The organism is Idiomarina sp. 29L (genome assembly GCF_004123135.1).
Lineage (GTDB): Bacteria > Pseudomonadota > Gammaproteobacteria > Enterobacterales > Alteromonadaceae > Idiomarina.
This window is the reverse complement of sequence record NZ_SDJS01000002.1, coordinates 296,951-321,937: the sequence shown is the minus strand read 5'-3', so window position 1 is coordinate 321,937 and position 24,987 is coordinate 296,951. Positions and strand designations below refer to the sequence as shown.

The window sequence follows — 24,987 nt, the reverse complement described above, 5'->3', positions numbered from 1 at the left end:
TTCATATGCTTCTTCAATAGCTTAGTGGTTATCGGTCAGAAACCCTGACAAATAGAGCGGTTTTTTCTTGACAGTGGGAAACAGTGGAACCTAGACTGTAACATTGTGGGGATTTGTGGATAATAGTGGATCTTAATGATCAGGTGGGATCATGTTCCGAGGAGCAACAACACTCAGTCTTGACAGTAAGGGGCGCTTAGCAATCCCAGCTAAGTATCGTCAGTCCTTGTCTTTAGACTGTGAAGGGAAAATGGTATGCACGATTGATATTAAACAACCGTGCCTGTTGTTGTACCCGCTTCCCGAGTGGCAAATCATTGAGAAGAAACTCACCCGTTTATCGAGTATGAATCCCGCAGAACGCCGCTTACAGCGGTTGTTACTCGGTCATGCAGACGACTGTGAAATGGATAAAAACGGTCGTTTACTGATATCAGCACCGTTAAGACAACATGCAGGGCTCGAGAAGAAGCTTATGTTGGTTGGTCAGCTGAACAAATTTGAACTGTGGGATGAAGGCGCCTGGCATGACCAAGTGGCTCAGGATATGGACGTTGAGCGCGAGGGCGACTTCACCCTGAATGAAAGACTGGAAGACTTCTCTTTATAATGATAACAACGTCACCGCAACACGTTTCGGTGCTATTGCAAGAGTCCATCAACGCTTTAGTGACTGATACAGCAGGCACCTATATTGACGCCACATTTGGACGTGGTGGTCACACGCGTGCGTTGTTAGAAAAGCTAGGCAGTGACGCTAAAGTTATTGCCTTAGACCAAGATCCGCAAGCCATTGAAGCCGCTAAACCACTGCAAAGCGACCCACGTTTTGATATTGTTCACACCCCTTTCTCAAACCTGCAACAGGTACTGGAGCAGCGGCAATTAACCGGAAAAGTCACCGGTATTTTATTTGACCTTGGCGTGTCGTCCCCACAACTTGATGACGCCGAACGAGGTTTTAGCTTCATGCGCGACGGACCGCTCGATATGAGAATGGATACCACGCGCGGTGAAACCGCTGCCGAATGGCTTAACCGAGCCGAAAAAGATGAAATAAGCTGGGTTCTTAAAGAATACGGGGAAGAGCGTTTTGCTCGTAAAATTGCCAGCGCTATTGTGATGGACCGCGAAAAAGAACCGTTTGTGCGCACTAAGCAGCTAGCGGACATGATCGCTCGTGTTAGCCCTGTCAAAGAGAAACATAAGCACCCGGCAACGCGGACATTTCAGGCCATTCGCATTCATGTGAATAAAGAGCTGGAACAAATAGAGCAAGCTTTAGAAGCTTCTCTGTCAGCTTTAAAGCAAGACGGACGCTTAGTTGTCATTAGTTTCCACAGCCTGGAAGATCGCCTGGTGAAACGCTTTATTCGCAAACACAGTGAAGGCAAACAAGTGCCGGCGGGCTTACCGGTCACAGACGCAGAACTGAATAAAGACAAATCCTTAGAAAAAGTCGGTAAGGCAATTAAACCCGGTAAAGAGGAAGTGTCGGCGAACCCTCGCGCACGCAGCTCGGTGCTGCGCATAGCACGGAGGGTTTATCATGACTAAACAACGTTATCCAAGCTTAACAAAAATGGTGTTGCAAGATTTAGTGCAGCACAAGTGGGTTGTTTTATTAGGCGCTGTGGTCGTTATAAATGCGCTTAGCATTGTCTATGTTGCTCACTTAAATCGTCAGTTGACGACAGAGCGTGACGACCTGCTGTCATACCGTGACACGCTGGATCGTGAGTGGCGACACCTGGTCATCGAGCAAAACGCTTTGACGGAACACAGCCGTGTGGAGCGCATAGCACAAGAACAACTCGGTATGCGCGACGTCACATCTGACACGGAGGTTATGGTCTCATGGTAATGGCGAAGCGTAAAAAGCGGACAGAGCCAGCTGGCACTCGCTGGCGCTTTTACACTGCCGTTATCGTATTATTTGGGGTGTTTACTGTTCTGGTCGCACGCGCCGCCTACATTCAAGTTATCAGCCCTGATAGGTTTTCATTGCAAGGCGATATGCGTAGCTTGCGTTCTGATAGCTTGCCGGTTCAGCGCGGCAGCATTGTTGATCGTCACGGCCGCGAACTTGCGGTCAGTGTTCCTGTTGAAACGGTCTGGGCCGATCCGAAACGAATTGATGAACACCATGCACTGGCAGATAGCCGCCGCTGGCAGGCGTTAGCTGAAACGTTCCGTATGAACCGTGAAGCGTTGGTTGAAAAAGTGGATGATCCCAGTAAGCGTTTCGTGTACTTACAGCGAAAAGTGACGCCGTCGGAAGCTGACTACGTCAAGCAACTGAACATTCCCGGGGTTTATTTAAAAACAGAGTCTCGCCGCTATTATCCAACCGGCGAAATTGCAGCGCACGTAGTGGGTTTGACTAACATTGATGGTGAGGGCCAAGAAGGGCTTGAATTGTTGTATGACGAACACTTAACCGGGCAACCGGGTAAACGAGTTTATCGCAAGGACGCGCAAGGACGGGTTGTTGAGGAAATTAGCCAGACAGAGGCACAACAACCAAAACAATTGACCTTGAGTATTGATCAGCGGATCCAGGCGACTGCCTATACAGAGCTAAAAAAAGCCGTGCGCTACAACCAGGCAACGTCTGGCTCTGCTATTGTACTCGATGTTGATACTGGTGAAATCCTGGCAATGGTCAACAGCCCGTCCTTTAATCCTAACAATCGAGCCGATTTACAGTCTTATAAAATGAGGAATCGGGCGATTACTGACAGCTATGAACCGGGCTCTACAGTCAAACCCTTAGTGGTACTGAGTGCTCTGGAAAATGGTCGTCACAAAGCGGGTGACGTTATCGACACCAGCCCCGGGTGGCTGCGCCTGGGCGGCCGTCGAGTCAGTGACCCGCGTAACCGCGGAGAACTGACCCTGACAGAAGTGCTTAAGCATTCATCGAACGTTGGGGTGACAAAAATGGCGCTCGATTTAGGCGTTGACCCACTACTACAAACCTATGCTGACGCTGGCTTCGGCAGCGACACCGGAGTGGCTTTATTGGGTGAAGGTATGGGTCTTTTGAGCGATCGCCGTCGTTGGTCCGAGTTTGAACTGGCCACACTGTCTTATGGTTATGGTCTGTCCGTTACGACCTTACAGCTGGCTAAAGCTTACAGTATTATCGCTTCAGGCGGTATCAAACGGCCATTGACCATATTTCGACAGGAGTCGCCACTCCCGGGTGAACAAGTCTTTAACCCTGATAACACGCGTGCGGTCTTGCATATGATGGAAGAAGTGGTGAGTGACGGTACGGCAAAACAAGCCCAAGTTCCGGGCTACCGTATTGCCGGAAAAACCGGAACCACACGCAAAACCAAAGCAACCGGTGGTTATGGTGACGAATATGTAGCGTTATTTGCTGGCATTGCGCCGGTGAGTAACCCTCAAGTGGTGGTTGTGGTAACAATTAACGAGCCTGGAACGGATGACTATTACGGTGGTACAGCAGCGGCACCCGTGTTTTCTAGTATCGTGGCGCAAACGATGCGTTTGCTCAATGTCCCGCCTGATAACCCGAATGATACTGAAATTAGAGCCGCAGGCTTTGGAGGTCAGCAATGAAAGCATTGTCTGAACTTCTAACAATGTTGCCGGCATCACTGAACATTCCGGAGGTCACTGTTTCGGGTGTTAAACTGGATAGCCGTCAAGTCGCCAATGGCGACTTGTTCATTGCGGTTCCTGGTTATGAGACTGACGGACGCGCCTATATTGATGCAGCAATTGACCAAGGTGCAGTTGCCGTTGTTGCTGAGTCTCCGGGCTTGGCCGTAGAGCAGCGTCGTGGCGCTGTTGTTGTCGGATTTAGTGGGGTTCGTGAACACTTATCGGAAATTGCCGGCAACTTTTTTGACCACCCTTCAAAAGGTATGACCGTTGTCGGCGTTACCGGTACTAACGGTAAAACTTCGGTGACTCATATTATTGCGCAGCTGGCTCAGCGAGTTGGAAGAGAATCTGCTGTTATCGGAACAACCGGCAGTGGCTTGATTGGCCGACTGCTACCAGAACGGCACACGACGCCAGACGCCGTTACCATTCAGCAGCGACTAGCAACGTTAAAAGCGGAAGGCGCCGAGTTAGTGGCTATGGAGGTGTCTTCGCACGCGTTAGTGCAGCGTCGGGTCGACGCTCTGAAATTTGCCGCTGCGGCCATTACAAATATCAGTCGTGACCATTTGGATTATCACGGCACTATGGACAATTATATTGCCGCGAAGCAGCGTTTATTTACCGATTTTGGTGTTCAGCACCGAATCGTCAATGCCGATGACACTGTGCTGACCCGTTGGCACAAAGACAACGGTGCAGAGCTTTGGGTGACATTAAACCCGTCATCGTTAGCGCCATCGCTAACAGCATCTGGGCTGCAATTCCATGAACAAGGTTCGACGTTTGATGTCCGTTGGCAAGGCCTGTCGTATGCCGTTGAGACACCGCTATTAGGTCGTTTCAATGTCTATAACGTGTTAACGGCTGTGGCAACGTTGCTTTCGCTTGGGTATGAGCTGAGTGAATTAGCTGGCGCCTGCAAACAGTTAAAGCCGGTGCCGGGACGGATGGAAGCTTTCCATAATCAGCATTCGCCACTTGTCGTTGTGGATTACGCGCATACACCGGATGCGCTCGATCAAGTGCTAAAAGCGCTGCGCTTGCATTGTAAAGGGCAGCTTTGGTGTGTGTTTGGTTGCGGTGGTGACAGAGATCGAGGCAAACGCCCTCAGATGGGGAAAGTGGCTGCTGACTCGGCCGATGTTGTTGTTGTCACGGATGATAATCCACGCACAGAGCCCAGCGAACAAATTATTGATGACATCCTTGCCGGTATTGCTGAAAAAGACAAAGTTAAGGTATGGCCTGGCCGTCGTGAAGCGGTGCTTAAAGCCATGCAAGAGGCGAAGCCGGATGATGTTGTCCTCCTTGCCGGAAAAGGGCATGAAGATTATCAAGTTATTGGTACACAACGTATTGATTACAACGAACGAGCGGTTGTCAGCGAGTGGCTGCAAGGAGACTGCGCATGATTTCTGTAACCTTAGCCTGGATAGCGGAAAAAGTTGATGGACGTCTTGTCGGTGAAGACAAAACCATTAATAAGGTATCAACGGATACGCGTGACGACTTAGCCGGGGCGCTATTTATTGCGTTAAAAGGGCCGAACTTCGATGCGCATCGATTTACCGAACAAGCCAGACAAGGTGGTGCTCAAGCCTTACTTGTCGAGAAGCCGCAGCAAACCGAATTAAGCCAAATTGTCGTTGAAGATACGCGTTATGCACTGGGGTTGCTCGGTGCGGCAGTGAAAGCAGAAGTCGCTCCGAAAACCGTTGCTATTACGGGCAGCAACGGGAAAACCACCGTTAAAGAAATGCTGTCGTCAATACTGTCTTTGAAAGCCAGCACCCTGGCGACCGCGGGCAACTTTAATAACGATATTGGTGTGCCACTGACCCTGTTGCGCCTGGAAGAGCATCACCAGTACGCGGTCATTGAATTGGGAGCGAATCATCCCGGAGAAATAGGCTATACCACCAATTTAACCAAACCGGACGTGGCAATATTAAACAATGTCAGTGCTGCGCATGTCGAAGGTTTTGGCAGTGTGCATGGCGTTGCTCGAGCCAAAACTGAGATTTTCCGTGGTCTGGGGTGCCAGGGAGTGGCGATTACCCCACTAGAGTCTGAATACAGCTCGAGCTGGGAGTCAGTATGCGCTAACTACCGCTGGCAGACGTTTGGTTTATTAGAAGAAGCCGATGTATACGCAACGGATATTACATTGAATGAAGAGGGCCAGCCAACCTTCAAGTTACATGTTAACGGCGAGGCTGAGACCGTCACCTTACAGCTAAGCGGCCATCATAATGTGCTCAATGCGCTGTCAGCCGCAGCGGCAGCTTATCAGTTGGGTATTTCGGTAGAAGATATTGTTCGCGGCTTAAATCAGGTGACGCCAGCGAAAGGACGCCTAACTACTCTTAAGGTAAGTGAGCACTTACGTATCATTGACGATACGTACAATGCGAGTGTCGCCTCAACCAAAGCGGCGCTCGACTTACTCGGTAGCTACAGCGGCTATCGAATTTTTGTTTTGGGCGATATGGGCGAACTAGGCGCTGATGCTCGAGCTTATCATGAAGAAATAGGCGAGCATGCTATAGGTACCGGCATTGATAATTTATACAGCCTGGGAGTGCTTAGTCAGAGTGCTAGCGAGGTATTCAATGGTCATGGTGGTAAGCACTTCAGTCAATTAGATGCGTTAGTTCAGGCGATTTTACACAGACTTACAGAACAACAAGGAACGCAGCCGGTCACAGTGCTGGTTAAAGGCTCACGTTCAGCGCATATGGAACGCGTCGTCGCTGCGTTGCAAAGCGCGGTAGCGAGCCACAGCAGTATAGGGGATAAACACGCATGTTAGTTTGGTTGGCCGAGTACCTAATGCAATTTGAAAGCGCGTTTAACGTGTTTTCTTACCTGACGTTGAGAGCCATTTTAAGCATCTTGACCGCATTGGTATTGTCGCTCTGGTTAGGTCCAACATTGATTCGTCGCCTGCAGCGTTTGCAAATCGGCCAAACAGTGCGTGACGACGGTCCGCAAAGTCACTTAAGCAAAAGTGGAACACCGACTATGGGCGGGGTTCTGATTCTCGCGGCGGTGCTTGGCTCTTCACTGCTTTGGGCTGACTTAGAAAACCGTTACGTGTGGGTTGTGTTACTGGTCATTACCGGCTTCGGCATTATTGGATTTATCGACGACTATCGCAAAGTCGTGCGTAAAGATCCGAAAGGCCTCATTGCTAAATGGAAGTATTTTTGGCAGTCCGTTATTGCCAGCGCGGCGGCGGTTTACCTGTACTGGAGCAGCACAATGGGGGCTGAGACCGCGCTGCTCGTTCCGTTTTTTAAAGATGTGATGCCGCAATTGGGCATGCTTTATATTTTGATGGCGTACTTCGTCATGGTCGGCACTAGTAACGCAGTAAACTTAACCGATGGACTCGATGGCTTAGCAATTATGCCAACGGTAATGGTGGCTGCGGCCTTAGGTATATTTGCCTACGCCTCGGGTAACGTGAATTTTGCCGATTATTTGCAAATTCCTTATTTACCATTAACCGCAGAGCTATTGGTCGTGTGCGCCGCCATTGTCGGCGCCGGGCTTGGCTTTTTATGGTTTAACACCTACCCGGCTCTGGTCTTCATGGGCGATGTAGGTTCGCTGGCGCTTGGTGCTGCGCTTGGCATTATTGCGATTCTGGTACGTCAGGAGCTGGTTTTGTTCATTATGGGTGGCGTTTTTGTCATGGAAACGGTGTCGGTCATGCTCCAGGTTGGCTCCTACAAGCTCAGAGGAAAGCGAGTTTTCCGTATGGCGCCAATTCATCACCATTATGAGCTGAAAGGCTGGCCAGAGCCGCGAGTTATCGTGCGCTTTTGGATATTGTCTTTAATTTTCGTGCTAATTGGTTTAGCAACACTGAAACTTCGGTAACAACAATGACAACGATAAACTGGCAGAAAATAAAACACATTGTGGTACTCGGTCTTGGTAAGACGGGTGTCTCAGTTGTGCGTTTTCTTGCCAATAAGCCATCGTTGATTGCGGATGTACGAGTGTTTGACTCACGCGAAAATCCGCCCGGCCTGGAAGATGCGAAAGCGATAATGCCACGCGCTGAATTCAACACGCGACACTGGGAAATTGAAGACACCCTGGCCGCAGATTTAATAATTACCAGCCCTGGCATTGACTCTCGAGAAGAGCCGCTAACGTTAGCTCGAGATGCGGGTATTCCTGTCGTTGGTGATATCGAAATCTTTGCTCAAAATGTCGATTTCCCTCTGGTTGCTGTAACCGGCTCAAATGGTAAGTCGACCGTGACCCGATTGGTTGAGTTTATTGGTCAGCAAGCCGGGAAAAACGTAGTTGCAGCCGGAAACATTGGGTTACCGGTGTTAGACCTGCTGCAGCTTGATAGCAAACCTGACGCTGTTGTACTTGAGTTATCGAGTTTCCAGCTGGAGCTAACTGAAAAACTAAGACTAAAAGCGGCGGCGTTGCTGAATATTAGTGCCGATCACCTCGATCGTTATAATGCGCTTGAAGATTATATTGCCGCTAAACAACGCATATTTAATAACGCGGATACTTGGGTACTGAATCGTCAACAGCAGGATACCTGGCCTCACCCCATCACGGGGAACGTATTGAGCATTGGCAAAGATGCGCATCCAAACGATTTTGGTTTGCTGGGAGGCAATGTCGATAAATCGAGCGGTCCCGTTGCTATTACCTATGCAGGAGAAGTGGTTTTAAGGGCAGACCAGCTTCAGTTACAAGGCGTCCATAATTTATTAAACGCACAAGCCGCACTGGGCCTGGCATTGTCGCTTGGTATCTCTATAGAGGACGCCGTAGAAGCGGCGAAAAATTTTGACGGGTTAGCGCACCGCTGTCAGTTAGTCAGTCAGGAGTCGGGTGTGCTTTGGGTTAATGATTCAAAAGCTACCAATATTGGTGCAACCGCTGCAGCAGTGGAAGGCCTGCGTCCCGCAATTACCGGACGGCTTTTACTGATTGCCGGTGGAGATGGCAAAGGTGCGGACTTTAAAGAATTAACCGGCACGTTAGACAAAGTCGACATACTGCTGACCATCGGTAAAGATGGTCCGAAAATCGGTCAGCTGTTTAATGGGTCGAGGCAGGTTAACGATCTTGTGCAGGCGGTAGAACTTGCTAAATCACTGGTACAACCCGGAGACATGGTACTGCTATCGCCAGCGTGTGCAAGTTTTGATCAGTTTGATAACTTCGAGCATCGTGGTGACGTATTCTGTCAAGCGGTGGAGGCAGCGAATGGCAACCGTGCGTGAAGAACAGTTAGCACTTGATATGCCAGCCGCAGCAACGCCGCGGTGGCAACAGCTGGTTGAATGGCTTAAGCCGTCAACCAGTCAGGCTCTTTATGATCGCGTGTTGCTGACGGTATCGCTGGCGTTGTTGGCGTTCGGATTTATTATGGTGTCTTCGGCCTCGCTGCCGACCGCTGATCGCTTGACCGGTAACCCCTTTCACTTTGCGATCCGCCATGGCATTTACATTACGATAAGCCTATTCGTCATGCTGGTGTCGTTGCGCATCCCAACTAATTTGTGGAATGAACACAGTGGAAAATTATTATTAGTCGGACTCGCTATGTTGTTGGCGGTGCTGGTTATTGGCCATGAAGTGAACGGTTCGCAACGATGGATAAAAGTTGGTCCAATTACTGTGCAAGTGGCCGAAATGGCGAAGTTATTTTTCTATATCTATATGGCCAGCTATTTAGCTCGGCGCGAAGACGAAGTTCGGGAAGCTATTAAAGGCTTTATCAAACCTTTGGTATTGTTGTTTATTGCTGCGGTGCTGCTGCTCATGCAACCGGACTTCGGTACGGTTGTTGTATTGTCAGCGACGACTGTCGCCATGCTGTTTTTAGCCGGCGCGAAGCTCTGGCAGTTTTTCGCCGTATTTATTACCTGTGTGCTGGCAATGATACTGCTGATTATTGTTGAACCTTACCGTATGCAGCGCTTTTTAACCTTCCTTGAACCGGAGAAAGACCCATTTGGCGCCGGTTATCAGCTTATGCAGTCACTTATTGCCTTCGGTCAGGGGCAGTTCAGTGGCGCAGGCTTAGGTAACAGCATTCAAAAATTACAATACCTTCCGGAAGCTCACACCGACTTTATCATGGCCGTTGTTGCTGAAGAGCTGGGCTTTATTGGCGTCATTGCGGTCATTGCTGTGGTGTTAATGCTGGTGTGGCGAGCACTCATCATCGGCCGTCGCTGCCTGATGGTTGACCAGCGTTACGGCGGTTACTTAGCGTATGGCATTGGCGTGTGGTTTAGTATTCAGGCGTTCGTCAATATTGGTGTGGCGTCAGGCGCATTGCCTACCAAAGGGTTAACCTTGCCATTAGTGAGTTACGGTGGCACGAGCTTAGTGGTATCGGCACTGGCCGTCGGTCTATTATTGCGAATTGACCACGAGCGCCGCATGAGTGGGCGTAAAGTGGCGCCGCGCGGAGGTGCCGAATGAATCGAGTACTCATTGCGGCAGCCGGTACCGGCGGTCATATTTTCCCGGCACTGGCCGTGGCAGAAAATTTACGAGACAGCGGCTGGCAAGTTGACTGGCTGGGTACCCGTGAAGGTCGACTTGAATCCAGAGTCATTCCGGAAGCCGGGTTTAGCCTCCATAGTATTAGTATGACCGGCGTGCGTGGGCATGGACTTATGCGCAAGTTGATGATGCCACTCACACTGGCCAAAGCTGTTATGCAATGCCGACAGTTACTGAAACAATTGCAGCCCAATGTGGTGGTCACTTTTGGTGGCTATGTATGTGCGCCGATGGGCATTGCCGCAAAAATGATGGGTATTCCGCTTCTTGTGCATGAACAAAACGCCATACCCGGTATGACGACTCGATTGTTAGCTTCCAGAGCCACAAAAGTTTTTCTTGGCTTGCCGGTCGCCATGCCTCAGTGGCAGCAATATCCAGTGATAGGCAACCCGCTGCGACACGCCTTTACCGACGTTGTGAAAACGCATCAGGAAGATAAAAGTATCGCTGGTCCGCTAACCATACTGATTGTTGGTGGCAGTTTGGGCGCAAAGGTGCTCAACGAGCAGGTGCCGCAAGCCATTAAGACGTTATCAGACGCTGAGTTAAATGTGGTTCATCAATGCGGTCAGGCGAACGAGGCTTCAACAAAACAAGCGTATGCGGACGCCAGTACGGTTAAGTCATTACAAGTACGAGAATTTATCGATGACATGGCAACTGAGTTTACCCGAGCTGACTTGGTTATTTGCCGCGCCGGGGCGCTTACCGTGTCCGAATTAGCCGCCGTTGGTGTGGCGTCAATTTTAGTGCCGTTACCTCATGCGGTGGATGATCATCAAACGGCGAATGCAAAGGTTTTGGAAAGTTGTGGTGCGGCTCTGTTAATGCCGCAAAAAGAGTTAGAAAATGGGGCATTAGCCATCCACTTAAAACGTTTATTGCATGACAGGCAACAACTGTGGACAATGGCGCGTTTCGCCCGCGAGCGTGGTATGCCGGAAGCAACCCAACGCTTAGCGAATGAATGTAAAAGATTTGAGAAGAGCGATGACTAGCATGACCACGACCAAAGCACAGCCTTTTACCATAGTGAATGTACCTGAAATGCGCCGGGTGCAGCGCATTCACTTTGTGGGTATTGGTGGTGCCGGTATGGCGGGTATTGCTGAGGTATTGCTGAATCAAGGCTATCAAATATCGGGCTCTGATATTGCAGAGAACACCAATACTGAGCGCTTACGGGAGCTTGGTGCGACCATCGTGTTGGGCCACATGGCGAATAATGTGGAAGGCGCCAGTGTGGTTGTCGTTTCCAGTGCCATAAAACAGGACAATGCAGAGTTATTGGCTGCTCATCAGCTGCGAGTGCCTGTGGTCCGTCGTGCCGAAATGCTGGCTGAATTAATGCGCTTCCGACATGGCATTGCCGTGGCCGGTACGCACGGAAAAACAACCACGACATCGTTAGTAGCGAGTATTTTTGCGGAAGCCGACCGAGATCCCACCTTTGTTATTGGTGGTCTGTTGAATAGTGCCGGTTCAAATGCCCGTTTAGGGAGTAGTAAATACTTAATTGCAGAAGCCGATGAGAGCGATGCGTCTTTCCTGCATCTGCAACCCATGGTTGCGATAGTGACCAATATTGAAGCCGATCACATGGACACCTATGAAGGCGACTTCAATAAATTGTTGGACACTTACGTAGAGTTTCTGCATAACCTCCCATTTTATGGCTTAGCGGTTATGTGCGCCGATGACGATGTTGTGTCTGAGTTGATTCCGCGCGTGGGACGTCAGGCAATCACTTACGGCTTTAGCGAGTCTGCGGATGTGCGCGCCGTTGACTATGAACAAACCGCAAGCCAAAGCTGTTTCACGATTTTACGTAAGGACCGCGAACCTTTCCGTGTATGCCTTAATATGCCGGGTAAACACAATGCGTTAAATGCATTGGCGGCGGTGGCCGTTGCAACGGATGAGGGCATCGATGACGACTCTATTAAGCGCGCTTTGACGAAATTTGAGGGTATTGGTCGCCGTTTTCAGCACTACGGCAATTTCCCAGTACCTTCTGACTCTGGAGATAATGGCGAGGTGATGTTAGTCGACGATTATGGACATCACCCGTCAGAAGTGGCTGCAACAATTAAAGCAGCGCGTGAAGGTTGGCCGGAAAAACGCTTAGTGATGGTCTTTCAGCCACATCGTTACTCTAGAACGCGCGACTTGTATGAAGACTTTGTGAATGTGCTATCGCAGGTCGATGTGCTCATCATGTTAGAAGTCTATAGTGCTGGTGAAACAGCGGTGCCTGGCGCAGACGGTCGGTCGCTGTGTCGCTCCATTCGTCAGCGAGGACAAATTGACCCGGTTTTTGTGGCAACCCCTGAGGAAGTGCCGCAAGTGCTTAAGTCGGTATTGGCAAGCGACGACCTACTGCTGACGCAGGGGGCAGGTAACGTTGGTGCTTTAGCGAAGCGTATTGCTTCAGAGGTATTGAACAATGATGCCTGAAGCTTTTGGAAAAGTTGCGGTCATGCTTGGCGGTTACTCGGCCGAGCGGGAAGTGTCGTTAAAGTCAGGCATGGCGGTGTTAAAAGCGTTAGTGGCGAAAGGCATTGATGCGCATGCGTTTGACCCGGCTGCACATGACCTGCATGAACTGATCGATGAAGGTTACGAGCGAGTGTTCATTGCGCTGCATGGTCGGGGTGGTGAAGACGGTAGTATGCAAGGTGCTTTGGATGTATTGGAAATGCCTTACACCGGCAGTGGTGTTTTAGGCTGCGCTTTAGCTATGGATAAAGTCCGCTGCAAACAAATCTGGCACGCGCTTGAATTGCCGACAGCGCCGTGGCGTGTGGTTAGAGCGGCGGAGCTTGATAGCGTTAATTGCGAGGAATTAATCGCTGAGCTTGGTGGGCGCGTTATTGTTAAGCCGGCGCGAGAAGGCTCGTCTATAGGCATGAGCATAGCGGATACTGGTCAACATTTAGAGTCAGCATTAAAGCACGCGGTGCAGTTTGATGAGCAAGTTTTAGTGGAAAAATGGATAGAAGGTGAGGAATACACCATCGGTTTGTTGGATAATAGCGCGCTGCCAGTTATTCGCCTGGAAACGCCACACGAGTTTTACGACTTTGAAGCCAAGTATCAGGCAAACGATACCTTGTATCACTGTCCGTCGGGGTTAAGCGAGCAAGATGAAGCGTATTTGAAAGCACTGGCCGAGGAAGCGTTCAAAGCGATAGACGCAAAAGGCTGGGGGCGTATCGACGTGATGCGTGCAAAAGAGGGCAGCTGGTACTTGTTAGAAGCGAATACTGTGCCCGGTATGACAGAAAAGAGCCTGGTGCCTATGGCAGCAAAAGCATCGGGTATTGATTTTGGTGAGCTGGTGCAGCGCATATTGGCGCAGACACTGGAGCAGTAGGCATGGCCGCTGAACAGCGCCTTAAGTTGGTTAACTTTTGGTCTGGTGTCATCGTGTTTTGCCTGACGTTAATCGGTCTAGGCGTTGGCATTTATCAGTTAAATGAAGTGCTGACAGATGAACAACAAGTGCCCATAGCGAGCCTGAGTGTACAAGGCGAATTGGTTTATACCGACAAAAGCGAGATAAGACAGGCGCTTTTGTCAAAGCCGCTGGGCAGTTTTTTTACGGCGGACGTGAATGGTTTGAGGCAGCGTGTTGAAGCGCTGCCATGGGTAAAAAAGGTGTCAATACGCAAAGTATGGCCCGATCGGTTGTCGGTGTTTGTGTCGGAACATCAGCCACAAGCGCTATGGAATGCTGACCGGTTAATTAACGAGCACGATGAGGTGTTTCGGGCGGATGTCACCAAAGTGAGTACTCAGTTACCCCAATTGTTTGGGCCTGAGCATGCGGTAGAAGAGACACTGAGTGAATTTTACCGTTTGCAAAAGATGTTGTCGGTGAATGGTTTTTCGATAAGAGCCTTACGTTTAACCGACCGCTTTGCTGTCAGTTTAGTGTTGACGCAAGGCATAGAGATAAAACTGGGTAGGGAAGCGACTTTGGAGCGAATTAAACGCTTTATTGATTTGTTTCCAAGCATGATGAACCACGAAAACAGTGAAAATAAGAAAATAGATACAGTGGATTTACGATACGATACCGGGGCTGCAGTGGCCTGGCGTGAAGCAAAAAGTGAGAGTTAGGCAGATATGTCGAAAACATCGGAACGCAATATGGTAGTAGGTCTGGACATAGGTACAAGTAAAGTCACCGCACTTATCGGTGAGCTTTTGCCGGACAATGAAATCAGCGTTGTAGGCGTTGGTACCGCCGTTGCGCGTGGCATGGATAAAGGCGGCGTTAATGATCTGAACCTGGTTGTACAGTCTGTGCAAAGAGCTGTGGATGAAGCTGAGCTGATGGCTGACTGCCGTGTTGCGTCTGTTTACCTGAATATCTCAGGACGCCATATTTCATGCCAAAACGAAAGTGGCATGGTGCCGATTAATGAAGCGGAAGTGACACAAGACGACGTGGATAGTGTTATTCACGCCGCGCAGTCCGTGCCGATTGCAAAAGAGCGTCGCATTTTGCATGTGCTGCCGCAGGAATACGTGATTGACTCGCAGGAAAGTATTCGCAGTCCCATTGGCATGTCGGGCGTGCGTATGGAGTCAAAGGTCCACATCATTACCTGCGCCAATGACATGGCGAAGAATATTACCAAAGCGGTTGAGCGCTGTGGTTTGTCAGTCGACAAACTGATTTTTTCTGCGCTGGCGTCCAGTATCTCGGTATTGACCGATGACGAAAAAGACTTAGGCGTAGCGTTGGTCGATTTAGGTGGCGGCACTATTGATATCTGCATCTACGCGGGCGGCGTGTTACGTCATACCGCAGTGATTCCGGCCGCCGGTAATCAGGTGACCAGCGATATTGCCAAGATATTCCGTACTCCGACCAATCATGCGGAAGAAATTAAGACCAAGCATGCTTGTGCGTTGCGCCAAATGGTCAGTATGGAGGACACCATTGAAGTGCCTTCTGTCGGTGGCCGGCCGTCACGAGTGATGTCGCGCCATACGCTGGCGGAAGTGGTAGAGCCACGCTATCAGGAACTGTTTGAATTAGTCAGAGATGAAATTCAGCAAAGTGGTTTAGACGAGCAGATTGCAGCGGGTGTAGTTATCACTGGCGGTAGCGCAAAAATGGAAGGCTGCGTTGATTTTGCAGAAGAGATATTTCAAATGCCGGTGCGCGTAGGCGTGCCGCTTGGTATGAAAGGTTTACGGGACTACGTAGAAGACCCGGTTTATGCGACAGCGGTTGGACTGTTACGGTATGGACAGGAAGACGCCGCTGTATCACAAAAAGAAAGCTCTAAAACTGACGTGATCGGACTCTGGCAGAAAGTACAGAGTTGGTTCAAAGGTGAGTTTTAACTTGGGGTAGCAAAAAAAGCAGGTAGGGAGAATTATTATGTTCGAACTGATGGATAATTACGAAAGCGAAGCCGTCATTAAGGTGATTGGCGTCGGTGGTGGTGGCGGTAACGCTGTCCAGCACATGGTTAAAGAGTCAATTGAAGGTGTGCAGTTTATTGCGGCGAACACCGATGCGCAGGCATTGCGTAATCACACCGCAGACGTGACCATTCAATTAGGTCAGGACATTACTAAAGGGCTTGGTGCTGGCGCTAACCCGGAAGTGGGTCGCCAATCGGCGGAAGAAGACCGCGAAAATATCCGTATTCAACTAGAAGGCGCGGATATGGTCTTTATTGCAGCCGGAATGGGCGGCGGTACTGGTACCGGTGCAGCACCCGTGGTTGCTGAAGTAGCCAAAGAGCTGGGTATTCTGACAGTTGCGGTTGTTACTAAACCCTTCCCGTTTGAGGGTAAGAAGCGCATGGCCGTTGCCGACGAAGGCATCCACGCACTTGAACAAAGTGTTGATTCACTCATTACCATTCCTAACGAGAAACTGCTGAAGGTGATGGGTAAAGGCACGTCGCTGTTAGACGCCTTTAGCGCCGCCAATAACGTTCTTTTAGGTGCGGTACAGGGCATTGCTGAACTGATTACCCGTCCGGGTCTTATCAACGTCGACTTTGCTGACGTTCGTGCCGTGATGAAAGAAATGGGTACGGCAATGATGGGAACGGGCGCTGCCAGCGGCGAAGATCGTGCGCAGGAAGCGGCGGAAATGGCTATCAACAGCCCACTTCTGGAAGACATCGATCTGTCAGGTGCGCGTGGCGTATTGGTTAACGTAACCGCCGGCATGGATATGAGCATTGACGAATTTGAAACGGTGGGTAACACCGTGAAGGCGTTTGCGTCAGATAATGCCACCGTTATTGTGGGAACCGTTATCGACACTGAGATGTCTGATGAATTAAGAGTCACTGTTGTGGCAACTGGCATTGGTGCTGAGCGCAAACCGGACATTTCGTTGGTTAACAACGCACAAAGCGCACCAAAACGTGAGCCTCAGCCAACGTATCGCGCTGATCTTGACCGTGGTGCAGCGGCTCCTCGTTATGAAGAGCAAGAAGAAGCGCAAGCTGAACCTAAGCCGGAAGCTAAGCGCCAAGCGGCGACGAAGCCAAAGCAAGAGAAAGAATTGGATTATTTAGATATTCCGGCATTTTTGCGCAAACAAGCGGACTAAATGACTGCTAAGCCAGTGTAATTATGCGTAAAATTTGATCGGAACATGACAAATGTTGTATAATATGCGGCCGCTTTGGTTTGGGTGGTCGTTTTTTGACCAGTAACCGTATAAAGCGAACCGATTTTATTAAGGTAGGTGAATAAAGCTCATGATTAAGCAACGTACATTGCAACAAGCGATATCAGCGACAGGGATTGGCTTGCACAAGGGCAACAAAGTGAATTTAACTTTGCGTCCGGCGCCGGCTAATACTGGGTTGATCTTTCGCCGTACTGACTTAGAGCCGGCAGTGGATATTCCTGCGCGTGCTGACTGGGTTCGTGATACGCAGCTTTGTACGTGTTTAATTAATGAAGAAAACATTCGCATATCGACTGTCGAACACTTACTCGCTGCGCTTGCCGGGGTTGGCATTGATAATGCTATTATCGAAGTCGACTCGCATGAAATTCCAATTATGGACGGTAGCTCTCACCCGTTTGTTTACCTGCTACAAAGTGCGGGCATTGAAGAGCAGTCAGCAGCGAAGAAGTTTATCCGAATCAAAGAGCCGGTGCGTGTTGAAGACGGTGACAAGTGGGCGGAACTGCTACCCCACGATGGTTTCCGTATCGACTTTGCTATCGACTTTGACCATCCGGCTATCGCAGACACAGGGCAAACTGTCAGCATGGACTTCAGTGCTAATGCCTTCATTAAAGACATTAGCCGTGCGCGTACCTTTGGCTTTATGAAAGACATTGAGTACTTGCGAAAAAATAACCTGGCACTTGGTGGCAGTTTTGATAACGCTGTGGTTTTGGATGACTTCCGCGTGTTAAATAATGACGGCCTGCGTTATGACGACGAGTTTGTGAAACACAAAATGCTGGACGCTGTGGGCGATCTCTACATGGGCGGTCATAGCATTTTGGGCCACCTGCGTGCATACAAGTCAGGCCATGCGTTAAATAACCAATTACTTCAGGCGGTATTGGAAACTGAGTCTGCCTGGGAGTTCGTGACCTTTGAAGATGAGCAGGCAAAAGAGCCTATCGCATTTTGGTCACCAGCTAATACTACGGCTTAATTAGCCTTTATTGTTGGCGGCGTCGTTATCAAACTTCGCCGCTAATGCTTCTAACTGAAGTCGCAGCGGCTCGCTGCAACCCTCCGCCATATTCCTTAGCCTTTGTGCGTTGTCATTTGTGGTGTTTACATTCGGTGACACTTTCACGCTCAGCTTGTTGACCGGCACCGTCGCATTGTTTTGAAAATACGTTATAATGGCCGCTTGTTGGAATTTAAGTTTTGTTGACCAGCTGCCGCTGCCAGCCTTTATAATAAGCTCGCCATCGCGAATATTCACAAGCTGACAATGTTGAGCGGTTGCTTTGTCCACGCAGTTTTTAAACAACTGTTGCCATTGAGAGAGTTGAGCGGCAAACTGTGCATAATGTCGCAACGTTTCAGCCATAGGTTGCTGGCCAGTACGTAGCAATTCAGATGGCGTTTTCGGTTGTCGGGACATAAGTGGTGTAGTCAACAAATAATAAGAGAGTTCAGATGAGTTTATCAGTCTTTTATCGAGGCTCCAAAATTCGTTTTCGCGTTAAATTAAGTCGTAGACGGATGTTGTCTTTCGCCGGTGTTGCTGCGTTTATTGGGCTTGTCACGTGGCAGCCATGGGAATACCGCGGGGTTGACCCCGAGTTTGCGCAAGCGCAAATTACCAAAGAGCAAAAGAACCTTATTCTTCAGCAAAAAACCGTAAAAGCCTTAAGAGAAGATACCCAAAAGCAATTGGGCGCAATGAAGGTTTATTTAGGCGAGTTACGTGCTCAAATGCGCCGTTTAGATGCCTTAGGTGAACGCTTAGCAGGCGTTGCCAATCTTGATAATGGCGAGTTCAATTTCCAGCAGGAAATGCCGATTGGCGGACCTGAAATAGAAGTGGCTGAGTTACCACAGGCTACCGGGACTGACGTACTCACTGATATTGAAGACATGTTGTCAAAGATATCGGACAAACAAAAACAGTTATCTCTCCTTGAATCTGTGATGATGAATCACCAACTTAATAACGATGCTTACATTGCCGGACGTCCAATCTCAGATGGTTGGTTGTCTTCGCAATACGGTATTCGTAAAGATCCCTTCAACGGCACGCCAGCCATGCATAAGGGTCTGGACTTTGCGAGTTATAACGAAGACGTGCAAGTGGTTGCTACCGGGGCCGGTGTCGTCACTTGGGCGGGAGATAGGTACGGTTATGGTCAGCTGGTTGAAATTGACCATGGTGGTGGTTTGAAAACCCGTTATGGGCACAACCACGAGATATTAGTGAACGTCGGCGACGTTGTTACACGCGGTCAGCAAATAGCGGAAATGGGGAGCAGTGGTCGTTCAACTGGGCCTCATGTGCATTACGAAGTTTTACGTAATGGTAAGCAGATTGATCCAAACCAATTTGTGTACCGAAAAGCCGATTAATACATTTGAACATTAAGAGAATACACGCAAGCGGTACTGGGTACCGCTTTTGTTGTTAAAAGTAACACAGGATATATCAAACTCATGCTAGGCAGTCTGTTTCGAAAAGTTTTTGGAAGTCGCAACGATCGCATCCTCAAAACCATGCAAAAAGATGTTGATCGGATAAATGCGTTGGAACCCGAATTTGAAGCATTAAGTGATGCCGAATTAAAAGAAAAGACCGCTGAGTTTCGTAAGCGCCTTAACGAAGGCGAAAAGCTCGATAAATTACTAGCTGAAGCGTTTGCAACGGTTCGCGAAGCCAGTAAGCGCGTATTTAAAATGCGTCATTTCGACGTGCAGCTGATTGGTGGTATGGTTTTGAACGAAAACCGTATTGCGGAAATGAAAACTGGTGAGGGTAAAACCTTAACCGCGACCCTCACAGCCTATTTGAATGCGCTACCGGGCAAAGGCGTACACATTATTACGGTGAACGATTATCTGGCTAAGCGTGACGCCGAATTCAACCGTCCTTTATTTGAATTTTTAGGTCTGAGTGTCGCTTTCAATATTCCAGGCATGAACCCGGAAGACAAAAAAGCGGCGTATCAGGCGGATATTACTTACGGTACGAATAACGAATTTGGCTTTGACTATTTGCGCGACAACATGGCGTTTTCGCCGCAGGATCGTGTGCAACGTGAGCTTTACTACGCGTTGGTCGATGAGGTTGACTCAATTCTCATTGATGAAGCCAGAACACCGCTGATTATTTCGGGACCTGCGGAAGACAGTTCTGAAATGTACCGCAAGATGAATGAACTGGTACCACACTTAGTGCGTCAGGAAAAAGAAGATACGGAAGAAGAGAAGGGCGACGGTCACTTCACTATTGATGAAAAGGCTAAGCAGCTTCATTTGACCGAAAATGGCCAAGAACATATAGAGTCATTGCTAAAAGAAAAAGGCATGTTGGCTGAAGATGACTCTTTGTATTCAGCCGCTAATATCAGCCTGTTACATCATATTAATGCGGCGTTAAGAGCGCATCATTTATTTCAAAAAGATGTCGACTACATTGTTAAAGACGACCAGATTATTATCGTTGATGAACATACTGGTCGTACAATGGAAGGGCGTCGTTGGTCTGAAGGTCTGCACCAAGCCGTAGAAGCCAAAGAAGGCGTACCCATCCAGAACGAAAACCAAACACTTGCCTCCATTACTTTCCAGAATTATTTCCGTCTGTATGACAAATTGGCGGGTATGACAGGTACCGCAGATACGGAAGCCTTTGAGTTTCAGTCGATATACGGACTTGAAACCGTTGTTATTCCAACAAACAAGCCAATGGTACGTGATGACCGAGCGGATCTTATCTATCTGACTGCTCAAGAAAAGTACGAAGCGATTGCGGAAGACATTGAAGAATGTCGTAAACAGAAACGGCCCGTGCTGGTCGGTACGGTATCTATTGAGAACTCCGAGCTGTTGTCACGCCTTTTAAAGAAAAAGAAAATTCCACATGCGGTACTGAATGCGAAATTCCACGCACAAGAAGCCGACATTATTGCTCAGGCGGGTCGCCCTGGTGCCGTAACGATAGCCACTAACATGGCCGGTCGTGGTACCGATATCGTCTTGGGCGGTAACTGGATGGTTGACGTTGAGAAGCTTGAAGAGCCATCGAACGATAAAATTGACTCCATTAAAGCAGAATGGCAGAAAGTCCACGACGAAGTTATAGAAGCTGGTGGCTTGCATATTATTGGTACTGAGCGCCATGAATCTCGTCGTATTGATAATCAGCTGCGTGGTCGTGCCGGTCGTCAAGGTGACCCTGGCTCCTCACGCTTTTATCTGTCATTAGAAGATCCACTGATGCGTATCTTTGCCTCTGATCGCATTGGTACCATGATGAAGCGCTTGGGTATGAAAGAAGGGGAAGCGATTGAGCACCCTTGGGTAACTCGTGCTATTGAGAACGCACAGCGTAAAGTGGAAGGTCGCAACTTCGATATTCGTAAGCAATTACTTGAGTATGATGATGTTGCCAACGACCAGCGTTCAGTTGTTTATGAGCAGCGCAATGAACTGCTTGATGAAGGCGATATTTCAGAAACCATTACTGTCATCCGTGAAGATGTGGTCAATGCGGTTATTGATGAATACGTGCCACCACAGTCATTGGCTGAGTTATGGGACTTGAAGTCGTTGGAAGAACGTTTACGTGCTGATTTCCAAGTAGAGTTACCGCTACAGCAGTGGCTGGAAGAAGAAGAGCACTTCCATGAAGAAGTGTTGCGTGAGCGGGTATTGGAAGAGCTTGTTAAGACGTATCAGGAAAAAGAAGACTTGGTCGGCCCTGAAGTTCTGCGTCGCTTTGAAAAATCGATTATGTTGCAAAGCCTTGATCAGCACTGGAAAGAGCACTTGGCCGCGATGGATCATTTACGCCAGGGCATCCACTTGCGTGGTTATGCACAGAAAAACCCTAAGCAGGAATATAAGCGTGAAGCGTTCGAGTTATTCAGTGAAATGCTTGAGAACTTGAAGCTGGATGTGGTGACTATTCTAAGTCGTGTGAAAGTGCGTGCTCAGGAAGATGTTGATGCGGTTGATGAACAGCGTAAAGCCGCTGATAGTGCTCCGCGAGAGTTTAAACACGAGCAGACAAAGCCTGCAACTCAAGGTGAGCAACCCCGCCAACAAGGACAGTCTCAGCAACCGGCCCGCAATGAACAAAAGGTGGGGCGAAACGAGCCTTGTCCTTGTGGCTCAGGTAAAAAGTACAAACATTGTCACGGTAAACTGTAGGTTAATATGACCACCCAAAAATCTCCCGCTGTGCATGTCGCGGTGGGAGTTATAGAAAATTCGAATGGCGAAATCTTTATTGCACAACGTCTACCGGAGCAGCATCAGGGCGGTAAGTGGGAATTTCCCGGCGGTAAAGTGGAGTCAGACGAAAGCGTTCAGGAAGCGTTAGTCAGAGAGCTTAAAGAAGAATGCGGTATTGATGTGACCGATATGGCTCCGTTGACGGTTATCGAACATCAATATTCCGATAAGCGGGTATTATTAGATGTTTGGTGGATACTGTCTTACGATGGCGAAGCCACTCAACTGGAGGGGCAAAAGTGGTGCTGGGTTGATAAAAACCAGTTAGATGCCTTTCAGTTCCCTGATGCAAACCAACCCATTGTGGACTGTATCATGCAGTCGATGAATGCGTATTAAATAGACGGCTTCAGAAGCCGTCGCCTTCGTTAATGTAGTCATCGTTGGCGACAGGGGCAGGCTCTCCCGGAATACTCTTTTCTTCGTTAGCCCATTCGCCTAAGTCAATCAGCTTACAGCGTTCGCTGCAAAACGGACGAAATTCTGAGGTCTCTTTCCACTCGACTTCGGTTTCACATGTTGGGCAGTTGACCGTTAAACTCATTGCGCACACCTGGCTATTTCAAATTGAACAGATTGAATTGATTGATTGGAACCGGCACCCGGCAAGGGCATGAATCTTACCGTAAAGCGTTGCCGATGCCCACTAATAACCGGATAAATAGAAGCCTCTTTAGGTACTTTAATTCTTAGCATCGCAAGAGGCTGTTCTGAGCTCTCCTGCATAAAGCCGCTGGTGAGTGTCAGGGGAGAAAAAGCGGCTTGTTCACGCATTAACGTCAGCTTTAGCTGCACTGCTTTTTCGATAGGTTTAAAGGCGTTACACCAACTATCACATGCTTGTTGTTGAGCATTACGGTCTTGATTTAACCAAAGCTGCAGTTGTGGTAGCTCGAAAAGACCACTGATACCCGGTTGGCTGAAGCGCTGTCTTATACTGGCAAGTAGCGCGTCATCTTTAATTTCGCGTAACACTTTTGGGATATCGGGTAAAAACTGCTGGCAGTCATCAATTTCCTGAATGGTGGCTCGCAGTGCTTGTCTGTCAACTTCCGGGTGTTGTTCCCATTGTTTAAGTCGCTGCTGCTGTGCCTCGAGATCTTTCGATAATTCCGTTCGAATGTCGACGCGCTCCAGTAAGTCACTGAGAGAAAAGAGCGACTGAAAAAATGCATCCGGCTGCTGTTGGAATAAGCCTTTACTGACGCTGAGCTGCTCAAAGCCATGTTCGAGTCTTAGGTAAGTGCGCACACGCTCCTGAAGCGGGTATTCATAAATAATGTGCTGGTTATCCGTGAACGCCATAGTGTCAGTAAGTAAAGGGTAATGCGCCTATAATAGCGCATTAGCCTCCGTGTGCAATGGCTGCTTCCAGATACTGCTTATGTAAAGCCTGAACCTGCGAGTGAAGTGCTGCCAACGTTGTATCGTTGAGAATAATGTCATCTGCTGTTTGGCGGCGTTGGTCACGGGTCATTTGAGCGTTCAAAATGGCCTCAACCTGCTCTTCAGAGGTGTCGTCGCGAGCAGTTGTTCGCTGAACTTGTAGCGACTCTGGTGCATCGATAACCAGCACACGGTCGCAGTACTTGTCTAAACCATTTTCTAGCAATAGAGGAGCCGACAATATGACGTAGTCAGAGTTTGCGTGATTCAATTGGTGGAGAATTTTCTGTCGAATTTCCGGGTGAAGTAGTTTGTTCAGCCACTCCTTTTCGGTGTTATCACTAAAGACTTTTTCGCGGAGTGCTTTGCGATTCAAATTTCCGTCAGGTTGAATCATCGCTTCGCCAAAGTGCTCCCGAATTTTTTCAAGGCAATCAGAGCCAGGTTCGACAACCTCGCGAGCAACTTTATCGGCATCGACGACAACAATACCAAGACGCTCGAATTCGTTCGTCGCCGCTGTTTTTCCGCTGCCAATACCGCCGGTGACACCAACAACGTACGTCATTACGATGCCCCTCCCAGCCAGGACCAATATGCGTATAACAGCTGGTGCCCCCAGAAATAACTAATGAGCCCACCACCAATTAAGAAAGGACCAAAGGGAATCGGCTGGGCACGGCCATTGAGTTTTATATAAACAATCCCTATTACCGCGCCGCATAAAGAAGCGGCTAATACGGTAACCGGTAACACTGTCGCACCGGTAAATGCGGTTAAGGCAGCCAGTAACTTGAAATCGCCATAGCCCATACCTTCCTTTTTAGTGAGCAGCTTAAAGATCCAGTAAACCGACCATAAGGCAAGGTAGCCGATAACTGCGCCAACTATTGACTGTTCAGGTATTACAGGACTCTGGTCGCTAAGAGACCAGAGTAGCCCAAGCCAAAGCAACGAATAGTTGAGTACGTCAGGCAGTAACTTGTGATGTAAATCGATAACAAAAAGACAAATCAACAGTCCGGCAACGGCGCTGTAAAACAGTGCCGGTAGACTGATACCGTATTGCCAACCGATAAAACCAAAACTAACTGCAGTAACTATTTCCACCAACCAGTAGCTGATTGAAATGGGCGTCTTACAATGACGGCAACGGGCTTTTAAAAACAGAAAACTGAAAAGAGGAATGTTGTCATACCAAGCAATAGCGGATTGGCACGTTGGACAATGTGAAGCAGGAAAAGCTAAATTAAACGGCTCCATCTGTGCGTGAGGCGTGCCATTTGCTTCAGCGCACTCCTGTTGCCATTGCCTCTGCAATTGAATCGGCAAACGGTGAATAACAACGTTTAAAAAACTGCCAATAACAGCTCCTAATACGACGGACAAGAGCAACATAGCCGTTGTCTGAGCGGCGAATAATTCGGTCATTTGAT

At 48.9% G+C, this 24,987-nt stretch carries 24 protein-coding genes; 19 read left to right on the top strand and 5 right to left on the bottom strand.

Going from position 1 to position 24,987, the window contains the following annotated elements; genetic code table 11:
- Nucleotides 1-151: 151 nt before the first annotated feature.
- The 16 genes from mraZ (at nucleotide 152) to lpxC (ending at nucleotide 17,876) form a co-directional block, all read left to right on the top strand.
- Nucleotides 152-610 carry a division/cell wall cluster transcriptional repressor MraZ gene (gene mraZ, locus EST55_RS05145; protein ID WP_129496735.1) on the top strand — a complete coding sequence of 153 codons (459 nt, stop codon included), beginning with the start codon at nucleotides 152-154 and terminating at the stop codon, nucleotides 608-610.
- The gene (rsmH, locus tag EST55_RS05140) at nucleotides 610-1,557 is read left to right on the top strand and encodes a 16S rRNA (cytosine(1402)-N(4))-methyltransferase RsmH (protein WP_129496734.1); all 948 of its coding nucleotides are present in this window, start codon (nucleotides 610-612) and stop codon (nucleotides 1,555-1,557) included. The genes mraZ and rsmH overlap by 1 nt, the downstream gene beginning before the upstream one ends.
- Nucleotides 1,550-1,864 carry a cell division protein FtsL gene (ftsL, locus tag EST55_RS05135; RefSeq protein WP_129496733.1) on the top strand — a complete coding sequence of 105 codons (315 nt, stop codon included), beginning with the start codon at nucleotides 1,550-1,552 and terminating at the stop codon, nucleotides 1,862-1,864. The genes rsmH and ftsL overlap by 8 nt, the downstream gene beginning before the upstream one ends.
- Entirely contained in the window at nucleotides 1,858-3,591 is a 1,734-nt protein-coding gene (locus EST55_RS05130) for a penicillin-binding transpeptidase domain-containing protein (RefSeq protein ID WP_129496732.1), read from the top strand. Before ftsL ends, EST55_RS05130 begins: the two co-directional genes overlap by 7 nt.
- Nucleotides 3,588-5,054, top strand: coding sequence for a UDP-N-acetylmuramoyl-L-alanyl-D-glutamate--2,6-diaminopimelate ligase (gene murE, locus EST55_RS05125; RefSeq protein ID WP_129496731.1), 1,467 nt, complete (start codon nucleotides 3,588-3,590; stop codon nucleotides 5,052-5,054). The genes EST55_RS05130 and murE overlap by 4 nt, the downstream gene beginning before the upstream one ends.
- Nucleotides 5,051-6,454, top strand: coding sequence for a UDP-N-acetylmuramoyl-tripeptide--D-alanyl-D-alanine ligase (gene murF, locus EST55_RS05120; RefSeq protein WP_129496730.1), 1,404 nt, complete (start codon nucleotides 5,051-5,053; stop codon nucleotides 6,452-6,454). Before murE ends, murF begins: the two co-directional genes overlap by 4 nt.
- Nucleotides 6,448-7,530: a phospho-N-acetylmuramoyl-pentapeptide-transferase gene (gene mraY, locus EST55_RS05115; RefSeq protein ID WP_088768896.1), complete on the top strand. Its 1,083-nt coding sequence runs from the start codon at nucleotides 6,448-6,450 to the stop codon at nucleotides 7,528-7,530. Before murF ends, mraY begins: the two co-directional genes overlap by 7 nt.
- 5 nt (nucleotides 7,531-7,535) lie before the next feature.
- Entirely contained in the window at nucleotides 7,536-8,912 is a 1,377-nt protein-coding gene (gene murD / locus EST55_RS05110; protein WP_129496729.1) for a UDP-N-acetylmuramoyl-L-alanine--D-glutamate ligase, read from the top strand.
- A complete protein-coding gene (ftsW, locus tag EST55_RS05105) occupies nucleotides 8,896-10,122 on the top strand; it encodes a cell division protein FtsW (protein WP_129496728.1) in 1,227 nt (408 codons plus the stop codon). Before murD ends, ftsW begins: the two co-directional genes overlap by 17 nt.
- Complete coding sequence (gene murG, locus EST55_RS05100) at nucleotides 10,119-11,207, top strand: undecaprenyldiphospho-muramoylpentapeptide beta-N-acetylglucosaminyltransferase (protein ID WP_129496727.1); 1,089 nt, start codon at nucleotides 10,119-10,121, stop codon at nucleotides 11,205-11,207. The genes ftsW and murG overlap by 4 nt, the downstream gene beginning before the upstream one ends.
- A complete protein-coding gene (murC, locus tag EST55_RS05095) occupies nucleotides 11,200-12,666 on the top strand; it encodes a UDP-N-acetylmuramate--L-alanine ligase (protein WP_129496726.1) in 1,467 nt (488 codons plus the stop codon). The genes murG and murC overlap by 8 nt, the downstream gene beginning before the upstream one ends.
- Entirely contained in the window at nucleotides 12,656-13,585 is a 930-nt protein-coding gene (locus EST55_RS05090) for a D-alanine--D-alanine ligase (protein WP_129496725.1), read from the top strand. Before murC ends, EST55_RS05090 begins: the two co-directional genes overlap by 11 nt.
- A 2-nt stretch (nucleotides 13,586-13,587) precedes the next feature.
- Complete coding sequence (locus tag EST55_RS05085) at nucleotides 13,588-14,334, top strand: FtsQ-type POTRA domain-containing protein (RefSeq protein WP_100690804.1); 747 nt, start codon at nucleotides 13,588-13,590, stop codon at nucleotides 14,332-14,334.
- Between the two features lie 6 nt (nucleotides 14,335-14,340).
- Complete coding sequence (ftsA, locus tag EST55_RS05080; RefSeq protein WP_088768889.1) at nucleotides 14,341-15,573, top strand: cell division protein FtsA; 1,233 nt, start codon at nucleotides 14,341-14,343, stop codon at nucleotides 15,571-15,573.
- Nucleotides 15,574-15,610: 37 nt separating this feature from the next.
- Complete coding sequence (gene ftsZ / locus EST55_RS05075) at nucleotides 15,611-16,804, top strand: cell division protein FtsZ (RefSeq protein ID WP_088768888.1); 1,194 nt, start codon at nucleotides 15,611-15,613, stop codon at nucleotides 16,802-16,804.
- A 151-nt stretch (nucleotides 16,805-16,955) separates the two neighbouring features.
- A complete protein-coding gene (gene lpxC / locus EST55_RS05070) occupies nucleotides 16,956-17,876 on the top strand; it encodes a UDP-3-O-acyl-N-acetylglucosamine deacetylase (RefSeq protein ID WP_053953032.1) in 921 nt (306 codons plus the stop codon).
- Here lpxC and EST55_RS05065 read toward each other — a convergent pair whose 3' ends face one another.
- Nucleotides 17,877-18,317 carry a DciA family protein gene (locus EST55_RS05065; protein ID WP_129496724.1) on the bottom strand — a complete coding sequence of 147 codons (441 nt, stop codon included), beginning with the start codon at nucleotides 18,315-18,317 and terminating at the stop codon, nucleotides 17,877-17,879.
- A 35-nt stretch (nucleotides 18,318-18,352) separates the two neighbouring features.
- Between EST55_RS05065 and EST55_RS05060 the strand changes: the two genes are divergently transcribed.
- The 3 genes from EST55_RS05060 to mutT all read left to right on the top strand — a co-directional run bounded on the left by EST55_RS05060 (nucleotide 18,353) and on the right by mutT (nucleotide 22,504).
- Nucleotides 18,353-19,279: a M23 family metallopeptidase gene (locus tag EST55_RS05060; protein WP_129496723.1), complete on the top strand. Its 927-nt coding sequence runs from the start codon at nucleotides 18,353-18,355 to the stop codon at nucleotides 19,277-19,279.
- An 84-nt stretch (nucleotides 19,280-19,363) separates the two neighbouring features.
- Entirely contained in the window at nucleotides 19,364-22,081 is a 2,718-nt protein-coding gene (gene secA, locus EST55_RS05055) for a preprotein translocase subunit SecA (protein ID WP_129496722.1), read from the top strand.
- A 6-nt stretch (nucleotides 22,082-22,087) separates the two neighbouring features.
- Entirely contained in the window at nucleotides 22,088-22,504 is a 417-nt protein-coding gene (gene mutT, locus EST55_RS05050; protein WP_088768883.1) for an 8-oxo-dGTP diphosphatase MutT, read from the top strand.
- A 10-nt stretch (nucleotides 22,505-22,514) separates the two neighbouring features.
- Here the strand turns inward: mutT and yacG are convergent, their stop codons facing one another.
- Genes yacG through EST55_RS05030 form a run of 4 tightly spaced genes read right to left on the bottom strand, consistent with a single transcriptional unit; the run spans nucleotide 22,515 to nucleotide 24,982 of the window.
- A complete protein-coding gene (yacG, locus tag EST55_RS05045; protein WP_088768882.1) occupies nucleotides 22,515-22,709 on the bottom strand; it encodes a DNA gyrase inhibitor YacG in 195 nt (64 codons plus the stop codon).
- Nucleotides 22,706-23,470, bottom strand: coding sequence for a cell division protein ZapD (zapD, locus tag EST55_RS05040; RefSeq protein WP_129496721.1), 765 nt, complete (start codon nucleotides 23,468-23,470; stop codon nucleotides 22,706-22,708). The genes yacG and zapD overlap by 4 nt, the downstream gene beginning before the upstream one ends.
- Nucleotides 23,471-23,510: 40 nt before the next feature.
- Nucleotides 23,511-24,119 carry a dephospho-CoA kinase gene (gene coaE, locus EST55_RS05035; RefSeq protein ID WP_129496720.1) on the bottom strand — a complete coding sequence of 203 codons (609 nt, stop codon included), beginning with the start codon at nucleotides 24,117-24,119 and terminating at the stop codon, nucleotides 23,511-23,513.
- The gene (locus tag EST55_RS05030) at nucleotides 24,119-24,982 is read right to left on the bottom strand and encodes an A24 family peptidase (RefSeq protein ID WP_129496719.1); all 864 of its coding nucleotides are present in this window, start codon (nucleotides 24,980-24,982) and stop codon (nucleotides 24,119-24,121) included. The genes coaE and EST55_RS05030 overlap by 1 nt, the downstream gene beginning before the upstream one ends.
- Nucleotides 24,983-24,987: the final 5 nt, after the last annotated feature.

Bases quoted from the DNA above. Each gene is read 5' to 3' on its own strand.
- mraZ (WP_129496735.1), top strand. From the start codon at position 152: ATGTTCCGAGGAGCAACAACACTCAGTCTTGACAGTAAGGGGCGCTTA.
- rsmH (WP_129496734.1), top strand. From the start codon at position 610: ATGATAACAACGTCACCGCAACACGTTTCGGTGCTATTGCAAGAGTCC.
- ftsL (WP_129496733.1), top strand. From the start codon at position 1,550: ATGACTAAACAACGTTATCCAAGCTTAACAAAAATGGTGTTGCAAGAT.
- EST55_RS05130 (WP_129496732.1), top strand. From the start codon at position 1,858: ATGGTAATGGCGAAGCGTAAAAAGCGGACAGAGCCAGCTGGCACTCGC.
- murE (WP_129496731.1), top strand. From the start codon at position 3,588: ATGAAAGCATTGTCTGAACTTCTAACAATGTTGCCGGCATCACTGAAC.
- murF (WP_129496730.1), top strand. From the start codon at position 5,051: ATGATTTCTGTAACCTTAGCCTGGATAGCGGAAAAAGTTGATGGACGT.
- mraY (WP_088768896.1), top strand. From the start codon at position 6,448: ATGTTAGTTTGGTTGGCCGAGTACCTAATGCAATTTGAAAGCGCGTTT.
- murD (WP_129496729.1), top strand. From the start codon at position 7,536: ATGACAACGATAAACTGGCAGAAAATAAAACACATTGTGGTACTCGGT.
- ftsW (WP_129496728.1), top strand. From the start codon at position 8,896: ATGGCAACCGTGCGTGAAGAACAGTTAGCACTTGATATGCCAGCCGCA.
- murG (WP_129496727.1), top strand. From the start codon at position 10,119: ATGAATCGAGTACTCATTGCGGCAGCCGGTACCGGCGGTCATATTTTC.
- murC (WP_129496726.1), top strand. From the start codon at position 11,200: ATGACTAGCATGACCACGACCAAAGCACAGCCTTTTACCATAGTGAAT.
- EST55_RS05090 (WP_129496725.1), top strand. From the start codon at position 12,656: ATGATGCCTGAAGCTTTTGGAAAAGTTGCGGTCATGCTTGGCGGTTAC.
- EST55_RS05085 (WP_100690804.1), top strand. From the start codon at position 13,588: ATGGCCGCTGAACAGCGCCTTAAGTTGGTTAACTTTTGGTCTGGTGTC.
- ftsA (WP_088768889.1), top strand. From the start codon at position 14,341: ATGTCGAAAACATCGGAACGCAATATGGTAGTAGGTCTGGACATAGGT.
- ftsZ (WP_088768888.1), top strand. From the start codon at position 15,611: ATGTTCGAACTGATGGATAATTACGAAAGCGAAGCCGTCATTAAGGTG.
- lpxC (WP_053953032.1), top strand. From the start codon at position 16,956: ATGATTAAGCAACGTACATTGCAACAAGCGATATCAGCGACAGGGATT.
- EST55_RS05065 (WP_129496724.1), bottom strand. From the start codon at position 18,317: ATGTCCCGACAACCGAAAACGCCATCTGAATTGCTACGTACTGGCCAG.
- EST55_RS05060 (WP_129496723.1), top strand. From the start codon at position 18,353: ATGAGTTTATCAGTCTTTTATCGAGGCTCCAAAATTCGTTTTCGCGTT.
- secA (WP_129496722.1), top strand. From the start codon at position 19,364: ATGCTAGGCAGTCTGTTTCGAAAAGTTTTTGGAAGTCGCAACGATCGC.
- mutT (WP_088768883.1), top strand. From the start codon at position 22,088: ATGACCACCCAAAAATCTCCCGCTGTGCATGTCGCGGTGGGAGTTATA.
- yacG (WP_088768882.1), bottom strand. From the start codon at position 22,709: ATGAGTTTAACGGTCAACTGCCCAACATGTGAAACCGAAGTCGAGTGG.
- zapD (WP_129496721.1), bottom strand. From the start codon at position 23,470: ATGGCGTTCACGGATAACCAGCACATTATTTATGAATACCCGCTTCAG.
- coaE (WP_129496720.1), bottom strand. From the start codon at position 24,119: ATGACGTACGTTGTTGGTGTCACCGGCGGTATTGGCAGCGGAAAAACA.
- EST55_RS05030 (WP_129496719.1), bottom strand. From the start codon at position 24,982: ATGACCGAATTATTCGCCGCTCAGACAACGGCTATGTTGCTCTTGTCC.